General features: G+C 66.5%; 13 protein-coding genes. 8 read left to right on the forward strand and 5 right to left on the reverse strand.

Annotated features, from left to right (window positions below; all coding sequences use genetic code 11):
- Positions 1-32 precede the first annotated feature (32 nt).
- Entirely contained in the window at positions 33-410 is a 378-nt protein-coding gene (locus tag ACYJP6_RS22630) for a hypothetical protein (RefSeq protein WP_459478080.1), read from the reverse strand.
- Positions 411-676: 266 nt separating this feature from the next.
- On the opposite strand from ACYJP6_RS22630, the gene ACYJP6_RS22635 reads away from it, so the two are divergent.
- The 8 genes from ACYJP6_RS22635 (at position 677) to copD (ending at position 8,948) form a co-directional block, all read left to right on the forward strand.
- Complete coding sequence (locus ACYJP6_RS22635) at positions 677-1,474, forward strand: outer membrane protein OmpK (RefSeq protein ID WP_459478082.1); 798 nt, start codon at positions 677-679, stop codon at positions 1,472-1,474.
- A 70-nt stretch (positions 1,475-1,544) separates the two neighbouring features.
- Positions 1,545-2,921 (forward strand): nucleobase:cation symporter-2 family protein, encoded by a 1,377-nt coding sequence (locus tag ACYJP6_RS22640; protein WP_459478084.1) that lies wholly within the window; start codon positions 1,545-1,547, stop codon positions 2,919-2,921.
- A 70-nt stretch (positions 2,922-2,991) separates the two neighbouring features.
- The gene (locus ACYJP6_RS22645) at positions 2,992-3,648 is read left to right on the forward strand and encodes a TetR/AcrR family transcriptional regulator (RefSeq protein ID WP_145007274.1); all 657 of its coding nucleotides are present in this window, start codon (positions 2,992-2,994) and stop codon (positions 3,646-3,648) included.
- Positions 3,645-4,229: an IMPACT family protein gene (locus ACYJP6_RS22650; protein ID WP_459478086.1), complete on the forward strand. Its 585-nt coding sequence runs from the start codon at positions 3,645-3,647 to the stop codon at positions 4,227-4,229. Before ACYJP6_RS22645 ends, ACYJP6_RS22650 begins: the two co-directional genes overlap by 4 nt.
- Positions 4,230-4,426: 197 nt before the next feature.
- Complete coding sequence (locus ACYJP6_RS22655) at positions 4,427-5,638, forward strand: ammonium transporter (protein WP_459478088.1); 1,212 nt, start codon at positions 4,427-4,429, stop codon at positions 5,636-5,638.
- A 208-nt stretch (positions 5,639-5,846) separates the two neighbouring features.
- Positions 5,847-7,631: a SulP family inorganic anion transporter gene (locus tag ACYJP6_RS22660; protein WP_459478090.1), complete on the forward strand. Its 1,785-nt coding sequence runs from the start codon at positions 5,847-5,849 to the stop codon at positions 7,629-7,631.
- Positions 7,632-7,665: 34 nt separating this feature from the next.
- Positions 7,666-8,040 carry a copper homeostasis periplasmic binding protein CopC gene (copC, locus tag ACYJP6_RS22665; RefSeq protein WP_459478092.1) on the forward strand — a complete coding sequence of 125 codons (375 nt, stop codon included), beginning with the start codon at positions 7,666-7,668 and terminating at the stop codon, positions 8,038-8,040.
- Between the two features lie 8 nt (positions 8,041-8,048).
- On the forward strand, positions 8,049-8,948 hold the full coding sequence (gene copD / locus ACYJP6_RS22670) for a copper homeostasis membrane protein CopD (protein WP_459478094.1): 900 nt from the start codon (positions 8,049-8,051) through the stop codon (positions 8,946-8,948).
- A 33-nt stretch (positions 8,949-8,981) separates the two neighbouring features.
- Here the strand turns inward: copD and ACYJP6_RS22675 are convergent, their stop codons facing one another.
- The 4 genes from ACYJP6_RS22675 to ACYJP6_RS22690 all read right to left on the reverse strand — a co-directional run bounded on the left by ACYJP6_RS22675 (position 8,982) and on the right by ACYJP6_RS22690 (position 15,795).
- Positions 8,982-9,587, reverse strand: coding sequence for a hypothetical protein (locus ACYJP6_RS22675; protein WP_459478096.1), 606 nt, complete (start codon positions 9,585-9,587; stop codon positions 8,982-8,984).
- 164 nt (positions 9,588-9,751) lie between these two features.
- On the reverse strand, positions 9,752-10,762 hold the full coding sequence (locus ACYJP6_RS22680; RefSeq protein ID WP_145007265.1) for a class 1 fructose-bisphosphatase: 1,011 nt from the start codon (positions 10,760-10,762) through the stop codon (positions 9,752-9,754).
- A 164-nt stretch (positions 10,763-10,926) separates the two neighbouring features.
- On the reverse strand, positions 10,927-13,023 hold the full coding sequence (glgX, locus tag ACYJP6_RS22685; RefSeq protein ID WP_459478098.1) for a glycogen debranching protein GlgX: 2,097 nt from the start codon (positions 13,021-13,023) through the stop codon (positions 10,927-10,929).
- A gap of 330 nt (positions 13,024-13,353) precedes the next feature.
- A complete protein-coding gene (locus tag ACYJP6_RS22690) occupies positions 13,354-15,795 on the reverse strand; it encodes a glycogen/starch/alpha-glucan phosphorylase (RefSeq protein WP_459478100.1) in 2,442 nt (813 codons plus the stop codon).
- Positions 15,796-15,851: the final 56 nt, after the last annotated feature.

Here is a 15,851-nt window from a genome sequence, read left to right on the forward strand (position 1 = left end):
CGGAGGGCGTCAACAGGTTATTTCAAGATTCTTCAATAAAGGGGTGTCGGGGCCAGGCGATAGCCCGCCTCCGTCCCTATGATCCGGTACTGCTTGATCTCGCCGGGCGCCAGCAGGATGGACTGGGACACGCTGCTGGCCATGGGGGCGGCGCAGGCGCCGGGACCGGACGAGGTGAGGCTGACGGCGACTTCGCCCGGGGGCAGATTGAAGGAGGCGCTCTGTCCCGCCATCAGGGTACCGGCGAGACGCCCCTGGATCACCAGACCGATATCGCAGCCCGAACCTGAGTAGGCATCACCGCGGGTGATCATGAGGATGCCCGGCTGCCCCGTCCCACCCTGGGGTACCTGGGCCAAGGCGGCAGAGCTACCGAGCAGCCCCAGCAGAAAACCGATAAGCAACTTCATGGCTGTGTCCTCCAGATCGTAAGCACCTTAGCACTGCCCGGCCGCGCGCGCTCCGTTTCGAAGCACAGGCCCGTGGCAGGCCTCCCTGACGCCCAAAAACTGAGCGAGTGGTCAGGTTCTGCGCCGGGCAAAAATCCCGAATCGGGCGGAAGCCTTATACAAATCATTGAAAAATAACTATTTTTCCCGCCCGCTCGTGGTTGGCGCCAATTTTGCTGAGCACGGCGGGGATCTGACCATAACGAGAAAGCACCTTAGGAGCCGACATGCGTAAAACCCTCACCACCGCGCTACTGACGAGCAGTCTGCTGGCCACCGGCGTGGCCAATGCCGCGGATAGCCCGTTGCTGTGGCACGGCGAAAGCCTCACCTATCTATATGGCAAGGATTTCCGGGTCGATCCACGTATCCAGCAGACCGTCACCTTCGAGCACGCCAGTTCCTGGACCTGGGGTGATCTCTTCCTGTTCGTCGACAGCATCTGGTTCAACGGGGCGACCAATGCCAGCGATGGCCATCAGGGCTTCTATGGCGAGGTCAGTCCGCGACTGTCGTTCGGCAAGCTGTCGGGCAAGGACCTGTCCTTCGGACCGGTCAGCGATGTACTGCTGGCCACGACTTTGGAATACGACCAGAACGATGGCCGCGGCGCCGGTCGCGACCAGCGCAACTACCTGGTCGGCCCTGGCTTCGATCTCAAGGTGCCGGGCTTCGACTACTTCCAGCTCAACCTCTATTACCGCAAGCCGGATGGCGGCAGCGCGCCCTCGGGTGCCTGGCAGCTGACGCCGGTATGGGCCTATACCCTGCCCCTGGGCAATTCGGATCTGCTCATCGACGGTTACATGGACTGGGTGATGAACAACAAGGGCAGCTACCACGCCAACCTGCACTTCAATCCGCAGGTCAAGTACGACCTGGGCAAGGCGATGGGCTACGAGGCCAAGCATCTTTATGTGGGTACCGAGTACGACTACTGGTCGGACAAGTACGGCATCAAGGACAGCGAAGGTTTCCGTACCGACCAGAGCGTCTTCAGCTTCCTGGTGAAGTATCAGTTCTAAAGCGCCCAGGATCCCCTGCGGTCCTGCACCTGCCGTCCATACCGGCAGAGCCGATGTGAGGTAACCACCCATGACCACCCCCCTCCGGGACGATCTTCTCTATGGCCTGGAAGAGCGCCCAGCGCCCCTCGCCGCCTTCTGCGCCGCCCTGCAGCACGTGCTGGCGAGCTTCGTGGGGATCATCACGCCCCCGTTGATCATCGCCGGCGCGCTGGGCTTGCAGGAGCACCTGCCCTACCTGATCAGCATGGGGCTGATGGTGTCGGGCGTCGGCACCTTCCTGCAGGCCCGGGGAAAGGGCGGCCTGGGGGCGGGCATGATCTGCCTGCAGGGCACCAGCTTCGCCTTCCTGTCGGCAGTGCTGGCGGCGGGGATGCTGGTCAAGCAGCGCGGGGGTTCGCCGGAGGACATCCTGGCGATGATCTTCGGCGTGTGCTTCTTCGGTGCCTTCGTGCAGATCGGCCTGAGTCGCTGCCTGGGATTGTTGCGCCGGGTGATCACGCCCCTGGTGACCGGTATCGTGATCACCCTGATCGGCATCAGCCTGATCAGGGTAGGCATCACCGACCTGGGTGGCGGAGCCAAGGCTGCCAACTTCGGCGCACCGGCCAACCTGGCACTGGGTAGCCTGGTGCTGATCATCATCATTGCCCTGAATCTGTCGCGACGTCCGTGGCTCCGCCTATCGGCGGTGGTGATCGGCCTGCTGGTGGGCTCACTGGCGGCCTGGGCCTGCGGACTGCTGAAGCCCCAGCCGCTGCCGTCCCTGCCGCTGGTAAGCGTACCCCTCCCCTTCCATTTCGGTTTCCATTTCGATTGGTCGGCCTTCCTGCCGGTCGCGCTGATCTATGTCATCAGCACCATAGAGACCACCGGCGACCTGACCGCCAACTGCCTGATCTCCCGGCAACCCATCGAAGGGCCGGACTATATAAGGCGGCTCCGCAGCGGGGTCCTCGGCGATGGTGTCGCCTGCCTGCTGGCGGCCACCTTCAATACCTTTCCCAGCACCACCTTCGCCCAGAACAACGGGGTGATCCAGCTGACCGGCGTGGCCAGCCGCTACGTCGGCTACTGGATCGGCGGCATCCTGCTGGTGCTGGGGCTGTTCCCGGTGCTGGGCGCCATCCTGCAGCAAATTCCCAAACCAGTACTGGGCGGGGCGACCCTGGTGCTGTTCGGCAGCGTGGCCGCGGCCGGTATCCGTCTGCTGGCGCACTGCAGCCTGGATCGCCGCAGCCTGCTGATCATCGCCACCTCGCTGGGGGTAGGCCTGGGTATCGCCAGCCAGCCGACGCTGCTGGATCAGTTGCCGCCCCTGGTGAAGAATCTCTTCGATACGGCGATCACCAGCGGCGGTCTCACCGCCATCCTGCTCAACCTGCTACTGCCCGAGGAGCGCACTGTGCCAGCGGCCGAAAGCCCCTCGCCAGCCTCCCACCCTTGAAAGAGGTCTTGTGTCCGAGGCCGGGGGTGCGCTATTGATGCCTGCCGCGCCTTCGGATCCTGCAGTTGACATGACCCTTCTCGTACCCGCCCATTACGCCGGCCAGGACAAGCCGGCCGGTCGCATCCGGCAGCAGAACGAAGAGTCGATCCTGAAGGCGGCGGAGGAGGAATTCGCCCGCCACGGCTTCAAGGGCACCAGCATGAACACCATCGCGCAACGCGTCGGGCTGCCCAAGGCCAACCTCCACTATTACTTCAACAACAAGCTCGGCCTCTACATGGCCGTGCTGGGCAATATCCTCGACCTGTGGGACAGCACCTTCAACCACCTGACCGTGGATGACGATCCCGCCGAGGCCCTCGGCCGTTATATCCGTGCCAAGCTGGAATTCTCGCGGCGCCAGCCGCTGGCCTCGCGGATCTTCGCCATGGAGATCATCGGCGGCGGCAACTGCCTGTACGAGTATTTCAACCAGGACTACCAGACCTGGTTCCGCAGCCGGGCCGCGGTCTTCGAAGCCTGGATCGCTGCCGGCAAGATGGATCCGGTGGATCCGGTCCATCTGATCTTCCTGCTGTGGAGCAGCACCCAGCACTACGCCGACTTCGCCAGCCAGATCTGCCAGGTGACGGGACGCAAGCGCCTGACCCGGCAGGATTTCGAGGAAGCCTCCCAGACCCTCACCCACATCGTCCTCAAGGGATTGGGTCTGCAGGTACCATGACGTTCACCCTGATCCAGGAGGCTTCCTGGGAAGAAGAGGTGCGCAAGAGCCGTTTTCTCGCCCTGGCCGCGCCGGTCACCAGCGTGGACGCCGCCCTGGCCTTCATCGAGCGGGTGAGCGTGCCCACCGCGACACACAACTGCTGGGCCTGGAAGCTCGGCAACCAGTACCGCTTCAATGACGATGGCGAGCCCGGGGGGACGGCCGGCCGCCCCATCCTGGCCGCCATCGAAGGGCAGGACTGCGACCAGACGGTGGTGGTGGTGATCCGCTGGTACGGCGGCATCAAGCTGGGGACCGGTGGCCTGGTGCGTGCCTATGGCGGTTGCGCCGCCCGCTGCCTGCAGCAGGCGGACAGACAGCCGCTGGTGCTGCGCCAGGACTATGGCTTCGCCTGCACCTATGCCGAATGGCCGCTGATCAAGGCGCGGCTGGCGGCCTTGGCGGTGGTGGTGCTCGAGGAAGACTATCAGGCCCTGGAAATCGCCCTGCGGATCGCGCTGGAGCCGCAGCGGCGAGACGAGGTGGCCAGGCTGCTGGCGAATCTGAGCAGCGGCCGGATCGTCCTGCAAGGGCACTAGCGGCACGACCTTTGCTGTCTGGCGGTGCACGCCTGCACGATCCGCACCGCCTTGGCGCACTTTCCCGTCCTTGATGCGTTGCAGGGTTGCTTGGCGGCATGACTGGACCTGCCGAAGAGCTGCGTATCGCCCTAAAATCGAGCAACGAGCAGCCACATGGCATGTTTTTGGTGCAACCCTTTCAGACGACTGCCTTGATGAACGAACTGCCCTCCGCCGTGGCCACCCTGGTCCACAGTGCCAATACCCTGTTCCTGCTGCTGGGCGCCGTGATGGTGCTGGCCATGCATGCCGGCTTCGCCTTTCTCGAGGCCGGCACGGTCAGGCACAAGAATCAGGTGAATGCCCTTTCCAAGATCCTTGCCGATTTCGCCATCTCCACCCTGGTGTATTTCTTCATCGGTTATTGGATCGCCTATGGCGTGACCTTCCTCGCGCCCGCCCAGGTGCTGACCGCCGACAGCGGCTACGCCCTGGTGAAATTCTTCTTCCTGGCGACCTTCGCCGCGGCCATTCCGGCGATCATCTCCGGGGGGATCGCCGAACGTGCCCGCTTCGTCCCACAGCTGTGCGCCACCGCCCTGATCGTGGCCTTCGTCTATCCCTGCTTCGAAGGCTTGATGTGGAACAACAACCTCGGCCTGCAGGACGGCATCGAACGACTGTTCGGCGCGCGCTTCCATGATTTCGCCGGCTCGGTGGTGGTGCACGCGGTGGGCGGCTGGCTGGCGCTGGCGGCGGTGATGCTGCTGGGCCCGCGCCAGGGGCGTTATCGCGAGGGCCGGCTGGTGGCCTTTCCACCGTCGAACATTCCCTTCCTGGCGCTGGGCTCCTGGATCCTGATCGTCGGCTGGTTCGGCTTCAACGTGATGAGCGCCCAGAGCCTGGCGGGCGTCAGTGGCCTGGTGGCACTGAACTCCCTGATGGCCATGGTCGGCGGGACGCTCGCGGCCCTGCTGCTGGGGCGCAACGACCCGGGCTTCCTGCACAACGGCCCGCTGGCCGGACTGGTCGCCATCTGCGCCGGCTCCGACCTCATGCACCCCATCGCCGCGCTGCTTACCGGCCTGGTGGCGGGCGCCCTGTTCGTCTGGGCCTTCACCGCGGTACAGACGCGCTGGAAGCTGGACGACGTCCTGGGCGTCTGGCCCCTGCACGGACTCTGCGGGGCCTGGGGCGGCATCGCCTGCGGGCTGTTCGGCCAGACCGCCCTGGGCGGCCTGGGTGGCGTGAGCCTGCTGGCACAGCTCGCCGGCACGGCGCTGGGCATCGCCATCGCGCTGGTCGGCGGGTTGGCTGTCTACGGACTGCTCAAGGCGGTGCTGGGGCTGCGCCTGAGCCAGGAAGAGGAATACCAGGGCGCCGACCTGGCGATCCATCGCATCGCCGCCAACAGCCACGACGGCTAGCGCCTGGTTACCCACAGGGGCCGTGCACAGTGGTGTGGATAACCCGTGCATGAAGTCACCAGAGCGCCACGGGGACCGGGCTGGCAGCGACTGGTGAAGAAATGAGCATACGCCGACGTCGCGACGGAGACCGTGAACGCCGGGTCCCCGGTAGCCGGCCGGCGCACGGAATGGGTAGAGTGGGCGACCCTTCCTGCTGGAGCCCCCCATGCCCGCCCTCGCCACCCTGCTGCCCTGGCTCCGCGAGGTGGACCGCACCACCCTGAAGGCGGACCTCGGCGCGGGCCTGCTGGGGGCGGTACTGGCGCTGCCGCAGGGCGTCGCCTTCGCCACCCTGGCCGGACTGCCTCCGCAATACGGCGTCTATGGCGCGGTGGTGCCCTGCATCGTTGCCGCCCTGGCGGGCTCCAGTCGCCATGTGGTGACCGGGCCGACCAACGCCAACTCCCTGGCCCTGCTGGCCGCGCTGTCGCCGCTGGCGCTGGCGGGCTCCGGCCCCTACATCGATCTGGCCCTGGCCGTGACCCTGCTGGTCGGCCTGCTGCAATTGACGGTGGGCGCCCTGCGCCTCGGCGCGGTGGCCAACTTCATCTCGCCCTCGGTGCTGCTCGGCTTCATGAGCGGCGCCGCCGTGCTCATCGGTCTCTATTCGCTCAAGGACCTGCTCGGCCTGTCGCCGCCCCTGGGTACCTCCGCCTTCGGTGTGCTGGGCTATGGGCTCGCCCATCCCCTGGCGATCCACTGGCCGTCGCTGGTCATCGGCCTGGCGACCCTGGTCGCCACCCTGCTGCTGCGCCGCCTGCGACCGCGCTGGCCGACCATGCTGCTGGGTCTGCTGGCCGGTTGCCTGTGCGCTTGGGTCCTGGAGCGCAGCCTGCCCGGTGCGGCCCAGGGTATCGCCACGGTCGGCCGCATCCCTTCGGCCCTGCCGCCCTTTCACCTGCCAGACGTCACCCTGCAGGACCTGGGCAATCTTTCGGGGATCGCCGTGGCCCTGACCCTGGTGGCCCTCGGGCAGTCGCTGTCGATCGCCAAGGCGGTGGCCCAGCGCTCCGGGCAGCGCCTGGACGTCAACCGTGAATTCCGCGGCCAGGGCCTGGCCAACCTGGTCGGCGGCTGCTTTTCGGCCTATGTCTCCTGCGGGTCGCTGAACCGCTCCATGCCCAATTTCGAAGCCGGTGCGCGGACCCCACTGGCGGCGGTGTTCGCCGCCTTGCTGGTAGTGGCCCTGGTCGCCTTCGGCGGCGAGTTGATCGCGGCCATTCCTTTGGCGGCCATCGCCGCGACCCTGCTGCTGGTGGCGCGCGGCCTGCTGGACCTGGGCCGCTGGCGTGAGGTGCTGCGGGTCAGCCGCACCGAGGCGCTGGTGGCCGGGGTGACCTTCCTGGCGACCCTGACCATCCCGCTGGACCGCGCCGTGCTGCTGGGCACCCTGGTGTCCCTGGTGGCCTATCTCTATCGCACCTCCCATCCGGCGATCCGCCCGCTGGTGCCGGATCCGAGCACACCCGAGCGCCGCTTCACCCCGCTGGACGAACTGGGACAGCCGGCGCGGGAGTGTCCGCAGCTCAAGCTGGTGCGGGTGGAGGGATCGGTGTTCTTCGGCGCGGTGCCCCATGTCGGCGATCAACTGGACGGCTTTCGGCGCGCCCAGCCGGGCCAGAAGCATGCGCTGTTCATGACCAAGAGCATGAATTTCATCGACCTGGCGGGCAACGATCTCTGGCGCCGTGAAGGCCGCGAGCGACGCGCCCTGGGCGGCGACCTCTATTTCCACCGGCCGCGCACCCCGGTGCTGCAGCTGTTCGCCAAGACCGGCTTCCTCCAGGAACTGGGCGAAGGCCATGTGTTCTCGTCCAAGGACCAGGCCTTGCGCAGCATCTATCCGCGCCTGGACCCGGAGGTCTGCCGCACCTGCACCGCCCGCACCTTCGTGGAATGCGCGGCGCGGGCGGCAGAGCGGGCCAAGGACGAGACCCGCACGGACTGCTAAGCTGGCGGTTTTTACCCTGCCGCTGGAGAAGCTCATGCCTGCCGTCCTGTCTCGCGCCCGTTCGCTCGCCCTGGCCTGCCTGCTGTTACCGGGCCTGGCGCTGGCCCATGGTCATCTGAAGAATGCCGAGCCGGCGCCCGACAGCACCAGCAGTCAGGCCCCCAAGCAGCTGAGCCTGACCTTTTCCGAGGGCATCGAGGCTGCGCTGAGTCAGGTGCAGCTGCAACGTCTGGAGGGTCAGGCGAGCACGGCGATCACCACCGGCAAGGTGATTTCCGGTACCGACGCCAGCACCCTGGAGGTGCCGCTGGAGGCGCCGCTCCAACCTGGGCGCTACCAGGTGAAATGGCGCGTGCTGGCCAAGGACGGACACAAGACCCAGGGCGATTATCGCTTCAGCGTCCAGTAAGTCTTCCCGTGTTTGACGGCGGACTGGCGACGCCCGAGGCCTGGCGTCCGCTCACCCGCGTCCTGCTCCTGCTGCCGCTGCTGCTGACCTGGGGCTACCTGGCACTGGCGCTCTGGCTCGCGCGACCAGGGTTGCGTGCCTGGCTGCTGGGGCGGGCGCGAGGGAGCGCGCGGGCGTTGGGTGCCCTCCTGCTGCTCGGCGTCGTCGCGCAGTTGCCGGTGCAGGCTGCGCTGGTGGGCGATGGCTGGACGGACGCCTTCAACCTGGCGGTCTGGCGACTCTTCATGGCCACCGACGCGGGACAGGCCTGGCGCTGGCAGCTCCCCCTGGGTGCGCTGGTGGCACTGTGGCTGCTGGCCGGCACCTTCAACCGGGGCTGTGCTGTGCTCTGGGGCCTGAGTGGCACCCTGCTGGCCAGCCTGGCGCTGGGCGGCCATGCGGCGGCGACGGCGGGCGCCCTGGGTATCGCGCACCCGCTGAATCAAGGGCTGCACCTGTTGAGCAGCGGCCTTTGGCTGGGCAGCCTGCCCGGCGTGCTGCTCTGTCTGCAGCGACCACCTGCGACGTTGAAGGCCGAGGTCCGCGACCTGCTGCGCAGCTACTCGCTGCCGGGTCAAATGTGTGTGGCACTGGCGCTGTCCACTGGCGCGCTCAACAGCCTGTTGATTCTCGGGCCTGAGAAGATCTTCCAACTGACGCCCTACTCGGGGCTGCTGCTGGGCAAGGTGCTGGTGGTGGCGGGGATGGTCGGGCTGGCGTTGCTCAATCGCTATGGGCTGGTGCCGCGACTCGCTCACGGACCCCGTGCGCTGCTGTGGCTGCGACGGGCCACCGCCGTGGAGATCGCCCTGGGTATCGGTGCCGTCGCCCTGGTGGCGGTCTTTTCCGGTCTCGATCCCTACGGCTAGCAAGAGGGGCGGCCTGCACCGCCCCGGTACGTCCTAGAAATAGACGTTCATGCCCAGGTAGATTTCCTTGGTGCTGTCGAGTTGAGTCGAGCCGAGCTTGGTGCCGTCCTGGTCGATGTCCGGCTTGGCGTTACTGCGCAGGTAGCGATAGCCGGCCTCCAGCGAGGTGCGCTGGTTGACCTGCTGCAGGATGCCCGCCTGGACCCCGGCCAGGTAGCCGGTATCGCCGTTGTGGCTATAGCTGGAGCCGTCCTGGGTGACCCGTGTCAGGCCGAGGGTGCCGCCGCCGAACAGCCTGGTGCTGTCGCTCAGCGGGTAGAAGGCGTCGTAGCTGCCGGTGAGGTCTTGCTGGCGGAGCTTTATGCCATCGCTGCTGCCACTGGCCTGGTCGAGGGTAGCGTAGTAGCGACCGGCATCGTTCTGCTGGCCGAGGCGCAGGCCCCAGGTGTTGTTGCCGTCGATGGCACCGTCGGTGTCGGGGCTATTCAGGTTGCCATTGAGTGCGTGACTGTTGTCGAAGTTGTCGTAGCTCCTGCCGTAGGTGAGGCCGGCAAAGTTCTGCGTATCGGCAGCGAAGACCGAGTGGCTGGCCACAGCCAGCAGACCAAAGAGGACGACACGGGATTTCAGGGCATTCATGGTGGAAGATCCTCACGCGATTCGAATACAGCCCGACCGGCTGCCTGGCCATCTTCCGGGGCGGCAGGTTAGCGACGGATTAAGGGGACTGAATCGAAGCTGAACGTCAGGACGACCTGAGCAGCGACCAGGCCGCCCGTTGCAGGCGGCCCGGCAGGCGAGGATCAACGCTGACGGTGGTACTCGGTCACGCGCAGCACTTCCTCCTTGGAGCCCAGGAACACTGCCACCCGCTGGTGCAGGCCGTCGGGCTGGACGTCGAGGATGCGCTGGTGGCCGTTGGTGGCCGCACCCCCGGCCTGCTCGACCAGCATGGCCATGGGATTGGCCTCGTACATCAGCCGCAGCTTGCCGGGCTTTTCCGGCTCGCGAGCGTCGCGGGGGTACATGAACAGACCGCCACGGGTGAGAATGCGATGGACGTCGGCTACCATGGAGGCGATCCAGCGCATGTTGTAGTTCTTGCCCAGGGGGCCTTCCTTGCCGGCCAGCAGCTCATCCACGTAGCGCTTGACCGGGGCTTCCCAGTGGCGCTGGTTGGACATGTTGATGGCGAATTCGGCGGTGCTCTCGGGGATGGTGATGTCTTCATGGGTCAGCACGAAGCTGCCCAGCTCGCGATCCAGGGTGAAGCCCTTGACGCCATCGCCCAGGGTCAGCACCAGCATGGTCTGGGGACCGTAGATGGCGTAGCCGGCGGCGACCTGCTCGGTACCCTTCTGCATGAAGGCTTCTTCGGTCACGTCACCGGTGGTGCTGCTGACGAAGTCCTTGCGCAGGATGGAGAAGATGGTGCCGACGGAAACGTTGACGTCGATGTTGGACGAGCCGTCCAGGGGATCGAACATCAGCAGGTAGGCACCCTTGGGGTAGTGACCGGGAATCTGGTGGACCTGGTCCATTTCCTCGGAGGCCATGCCGGCCAGGGTGCCGCCCCATTCGTTGGCTTCCAGCAGGATCTCGTTGGACAGTACGTCCAGCTTCTTCTGCACCTCGCCCTGGACGTTCTCGGTGCCCATGCTGCCGAGTACGCCACCCAGCGCCCCCTTGGACACCTCGTAGCTGATGCGCTTGCACGCCCGCGCCACGACTTCGATGAGGAAGCGCAGGTCGGCCGGGGTCTTGTGGCTGCGGGTCTGCTCGATGAGGTAACGACTGAGGGATATCCGGGACATCGCGGTGCTCCTTGTAATGATGGGCGCGAGTGTAGCGCCAAAGCTCAAGCTCCGTCTCAAGCAGAGCGGACCGTCAGGCCAGGTCTGCCAGCCAGTGCCGATTCCAGGCTTCGTCATCCGGGCGACGAGGCGCTGGGCAGCGGCGGCCGACAGGGAACGTACGCCTAGCGCACGCTCGAGGTCTCCATGGCCAGCAGTACGCCTCGGCCCACACGGAGATTTTCGGCGCTGGGATAGACTGCCGAGTCGGGTTCCAGTTCAGGCTGGCGGCTGTCCAGCTGTATCACCCAGTGATGTCCGTCACGTGACGGCGGCAGGCGCAGCTCGATTTCCTCCCGCCGCGGCTGGAAGGCCAGCCAGATCCGTGCGGCCTGAGGCTGATCCGCTGCGTCGAGGGGCTCCAGGGTGAGGGCAAGCGGCAGGCTGCCCCCGGCCTGCCAGCGGCCGTCGTCCATCGGCGCACCGTCGGCATCGAGCCATTCGATCCTGACCCAGCCGCGGGGATCGGGGCGCCCGAGCAGCCGCTGCGCCTGCAGGGCCGGTAGTTCCTGGCGCAGCGCCATGAGTTGGCCGACGAAGGCGCTCTGCTGCTGCCCAGCTGGGCTGGCGGCCTGCTGCCAGTCCAGCCAGGACAATTCATTGTCCTGCACATAGGCATTGTTGTTGCCCTGCTGGGTGCGACCGAATTCGTCGCCGGCGGTGAGCATGGGTGCGCCCCCGGCCAGGATCAGGGTCGCCAGTAGGGCGCGCTGGTCGGCGGCGCGAGCTTCCTGCACTGCGGGGTCGTCGCTCGGCCCTTCCACGCCGTTGTTCCAGCTCTTGTTGTCGGTGGTGCCGTCGCGATTGCCTTCGCCGTTGGCCTCGTTGTGCTTCTCGGCGTAGCTGACCAGATCGGCCAGGGTAAAACCATCGTGGGCGGTGATGAAGTTGACGCTGGTGCGCAGCAGGCGATCACCCGCGCCGAACAGGTCGGCGCTGCCGGCCAGGCGCGTGGCCAGGGCGCCGCGCAGGCCTTCGTCGCCGCGCCAGAAGCGGCGCACGTCGTCGCGGAAGGCATCGTTCCACTCCTGCCAGGGTGCGCGGAAGGCGCCGACTTGATGCCCACTGGGCCCTATGTCCCAGGGTTCGGCCACCAGCCGCACCTGGCGCAGCACCGGGTCCTGGGCCAGGGCCTGGAGCAAGGGCGCATCGCGGTCGAAGCCGCTTTCCAACCGGCCTAGAGCGGGGGCCAGGTCGAAGCGAAAGCCATCGACGCCCGCGGCGGTGACCCAGTGGCGCAGGCTGTCCAGGGTCAGGCGCAGCGCTGGCGGGCTGTAGAGCGCCAGGCAATTGCCGCAGCCCATGTCGTTGATGTAGCGCGCCGGATCGTCCGGCTGCAGCCGGTAATAGCCTGCATTGTCCAGGCCGCGCAGGTTGAAGGTGGGACCGAGTTCGTCACCTTCGCCGGTGTGATTGAAGACCACGTCGAGGAGCACCTCGAAGCCGGCCCCCTGCAGGGTGGCCACCGTCTCGCGCAACTCGCCCAGGGCATCGCCCCCCGCCAGGCGCGGATCGACGGCAGCCATCACCACCGGGTTATAGCCCCAGTAGTTGGCCAGCCCCAGGGCCGGCAGGTGGCGGTCGTCGGCCCAGGCGGCGATGGGCAGCAGCTCCAGGGTGGTGACGCCGAGGCGCTGCCAGTGCTCGATCAGCGCCGGATGGCGCAGGGCGGCCAGGGTCCCGCGTTGGCGGGCCGGGACCTCGGGGTGGAGCTTGGTCTGGCCGCGCACGTGCAGTTCGTAGATCAGCCCGGCGTCGCGGGCCTTGGGGCTGGGCACGAGACTGTCCAGCGGTGGCAGGACGATGGCCTTGGGTACATGGGCGCCGCTGTCGCGCTCGTCCGCACGATTGGGGGCGTCGGGATGGAAGCCGTAGGTGCTGGGATGGAGTTGGAAGGGCCGATCCACCGCCAGGGCCCAGGGATCTACCAGCAATTTGTTGGCATTGAACCTGAGGCCGTCTTGGGGCCGATAGGCGCCCTGGGCGCGCAGGCCGTATCTCAGACCCGGCTTGGCGCCGGGGAGGAAGCCATGCCAGACGCCGCCTTCATGTTCGCGAAAGACCAGGCGCTGGGTCTCGGCTTCACCCTTGGCGTCGTAGAGGCAGAGTTCGACGGCCTCGGCGGCGGGCGACCAGACGGCGAAGTTGATCCCGTCGTCGACGACGGTGGCACCGTAGTGAACAGGGCTGCCCGCTTCGAGGCGGGTGAAGGTACGGGGCATGGGGGCTCCAGATCAGGGCTTGTGGGGCGGATGCTGCAAGGATGTAGACGGCGTGGAAGGCGTGGGTTCTCAATCGGGGGTAGTTGATCGCGGCCATGGCCGGCCGGCGTAGGTTGGGTTGAGCGTAGCGAAGCCCAGCATCACCTTGGGGCTGGCAGTGTTGGGCTTCGACGATAGAGCCGTCTCAACCCAACCTACCGGCAACCGCAGGTCGGCTGAGCACAGCGAAGCCCAGCATCGCCTCGGGACCGGCAATGTTGGGCTTAGACGAGGGAGCCGTCTCAACCCAACCTAGGGTCTATCGCCGCAATGGCTGCGCAGCGCATTCAACTACAACGCCTTCCAGATCTCCGTGGCGTATTCGCGGATGGTGCGGTCCGAGGAGAACCAGCCCATGCTGGCGGTGTTGATCACCGCCGATTGCCACCACTTGTCCGGCTGCTGCCAGCGGGTCTCGACCTGGCGCTGGGCGTCCCAGTAGGCGTCGAAGTCGGCGCAGACCAGGAAGCGGTCGTGCCAGGTCAGGACGTCCAGCAGGCTGTTGTAGCGCGCCGGATCCTCGGGCGAGAACTGGCCACCCCGTAGACCGGCCAGCACCTGGGACAGCCGCGGCGAATTCTCGATGATGTCCGAGGAGATGCCGCCGCTGCGCTGGCGTTCCTCCACCTCGGCCGCCTTGAGGCCGAAGATGAACATGTGCTCGGCACCGATCAGCTCGCACATCTCGACGTTGGCGCCATCCAGGGTGCCGATGGTCAGGGCGCCGTTGAGGCCGAACTTCATGTTGCTGGTACCCGAGGCTTCCATGCCGGCGGTGGAGATCTGCTCGGACAGGTCCGCCGCCGGGATCATCACCTCGGCCAGGCTGACGTTGTAGTTTGGCAGGAAGACCACCTTGAGCAGGTCACGGGTCAGGGGGTCGCTGTTGACCACCTTGGCCACGTCGTTGGCCAGCTTGATGATCAGCTTGGCCTGGTGGTAGCTGGCCGCGGCCTTGCCGGCGAAAATCTTGACCCGCGGCGTCCAGTCGCCATTGGGGTTGTCGCGGATGGCCTGGTACAGCGCGATGGTCTGCAGCAGGTTCATCAGCTGACGCTTGTACTCGTGGATCCGCTTGATCTGGACGTCGAACAACGCACTGGGGTCGAGATCGATCTCCAGCCGCTGCCTGACCAGGGTGGCGAAGGTGTCCTTGTTGCGCTGGCGCTGCAGGGCGAAGCGCTCGCGGAAGGTGCTGTCGTTGGCATAGGGCTTGAGCTGCGGCAGGGTCTTCTCGGGATCGTGCAGCACGCCCTGGCCGAGGGTATCCACCAGCAGGTCGGTGAGCGCCGGATTGGCCTGGTGCAGCCAGCGGCGGAAGGTGATGCCGTTGGTCTTGTTGTTGATCCGCTCCGGGTAGAGCCGATGCAACGAGCGGAAGACCGTCTTGCGCATCAGGTCGGTGTGCAGCCCGGACACCCCGTTGGTGCTGTGGGAGCCGAGGAAGGCCAGGTTGCCCATGCGTACCCGGCGGCCCTGGCTTTCGTCGATCAGGGAGACGTAGGAGATCATGCCGCCGTCGGTCTCGCCGCGGGCCCGCAGGGAATCGAGGAACTGGGCATTGATCAGGTAGATGATCTGCATGTGGCGCGGCAGCAAGCGCTCCATCAGCTGCACCGGCCAGGTTTCCAGGGCCTCCGGCAGCAGGGTGTGATTGGTGTAGCTGAGGGTGCCGACGGTGGTGTTCCAGGCGGCGTCCCAGGGAATGCCGTGGACGTCCACCAGCAGGCGCATCAGCTCGGCGACGGCGATGGCCGGGTGGGTGTCGTTGAGCTGGATGGCGACGTGCTCGGGCAGGCTGAGCAGGTCGTTGTGCTGCTTGAGATGGCGACGGGTCAGGTCGGCCAGGGAGGCGGCGACGAAGAAGTACTCCTGGCGCAGGCGCAACTCCTGGCCGGCTTCGCTGCTGTCGGCCGGATAGAGTACCCGCGAGATGCTCTCGGCCCGCGCCTCGTTGGCCACGGCGCCGACGTGGTCGCCGGCGTTGAAGGTCTCCAGGTGAAGGATCTCCAGCGGCCGGGCGCGCCAGAGTCGTAGGGTGTTAGCGCCCTCCCCGCCCCAGCCGATCACCGGGGTGTCGTAGGCCACCGCGCGGATGCGCTCGCCCGGGGTCCAAGTCTGCCGCCGGGGGTCACCCTCGCCATAGGGCGCGACATGGCCACCGAAGCCGATCTCGTACACCACCTCGGCACGTTCGAATTCCCAGGGGTTGCCGAAGTCCAGCCAGTTCTCCGGCTGCTCCAGCTGGAAGCCGTCGGCGATCACCTGGCGGAACAGGCCGTGTTCGTAGCGGATGCCATAGCCATGGCTGGCGATGCCCAGGGTCGCCATGCTTTCCATGAAGCAGGCGGCCAGGCGGCCGAGACCGCCGTTGCCCAGGGCGGCGTCCGGTTCCAGGCCGCGGATGCGCTCCAGGTCGACGCCCAGATCGGCCAGCGCCCGGCGGGTCTCCTCGAGGATGCCCAGGTTGGACAGGCTGTCGATCAGCAGGCGGCCGATGAGGAATTCCAAGGAAAGGTAGTAGACCCGTTTCTGGCCGGTGCGATAGGCCTCGCGGGTACGACTCATCCAGCGGTCGACGATGTAGTCGCGCGCCGCCAGGGCGGTGGCCTGGAACCAATCGTGGTCGAGGGCGTTGTCGGGATCCTTGCCGACGGCGTAGGTGAGCTTGGAGAGGATGTTGGTGCGGAGCGCGGAAACTTCGTTGGGCGAGATGAAGCGGGGTCTCGTCATCAGGATTGACCTCTGCAAGCGCTTAGGAATCAGATCGCGAAGTGGCCGCGGAAAAT

The sequence above is a fragment of the Pseudomonas sp. No.117 genome (genome assembly GCF_054558395.1).

What these genes read in the sequence shown, in the direction of transcription:
- ACYJP6_RS22655 (WP_459478088.1), top strand. Translation starts at nt 4,427, where the DNA reads ATGAACGAACTGCCCTCCGCCGTGGCCACCCTGGTCCACAGTGCCAAT.
- ACYJP6_RS22630 (WP_459478080.1), bottom strand. Translation starts at nt 410, where the DNA reads ATGAAGTTGCTTATCGGTTTTCTGCTGGGGCTGCTCGGTAGCTCTGCC.
- ACYJP6_RS22650 (WP_459478086.1), top strand. Translation starts at nt 3,645, where the DNA reads ATGACGTTCACCCTGATCCAGGAGGCTTCCTGGGAAGAAGAGGTGCGC.
- ACYJP6_RS22690 (WP_459478100.1), bottom strand. Translation starts at nt 15,795, where the DNA reads ATGACGAGACCCCGCTTCATCTCGCCCAACGAAGTTTCCGCGCTCCGC.
- ACYJP6_RS22660 (WP_459478090.1), top strand. Translation starts at nt 5,847, where the DNA reads ATGCCCGCCCTCGCCACCCTGCTGCCCTGGCTCCGCGAGGTGGACCGC.
- ACYJP6_RS22640 (WP_459478084.1), top strand. Translation starts at nt 1,545, where the DNA reads ATGACCACCCCCCTCCGGGACGATCTTCTCTATGGCCTGGAAGAGCGC.
- glgX (WP_459478098.1), bottom strand. Translation starts at nt 13,023, where the DNA reads ATGCCCCGTACCTTCACCCGCCTCGAAGCGGGCAGCCCTGTTCACTAC.
- ACYJP6_RS22680 (WP_145007265.1), bottom strand. Translation starts at nt 10,762, where the DNA reads ATGTCCCGGATATCCCTCAGTCGTTACCTCATCGAGCAGACCCGCAGC.
- ACYJP6_RS22635 (WP_459478082.1), top strand. Translation starts at nt 677, where the DNA reads ATGCGTAAAACCCTCACCACCGCGCTACTGACGAGCAGTCTGCTGGCC.
- ACYJP6_RS22675 (WP_459478096.1), bottom strand. Translation starts at nt 9,587, where the DNA reads ATGAATGCCCTGAAATCCCGTGTCGTCCTCTTTGGTCTGCTGGCTGTG.
- ACYJP6_RS22645 (WP_145007274.1), top strand. Translation starts at nt 2,992, where the DNA reads ATGACCCTTCTCGTACCCGCCCATTACGCCGGCCAGGACAAGCCGGCC.
- copC (WP_459478092.1), top strand. Translation starts at nt 7,666, where the DNA reads ATGCCTGCCGTCCTGTCTCGCGCCCGTTCGCTCGCCCTGGCCTGCCTG.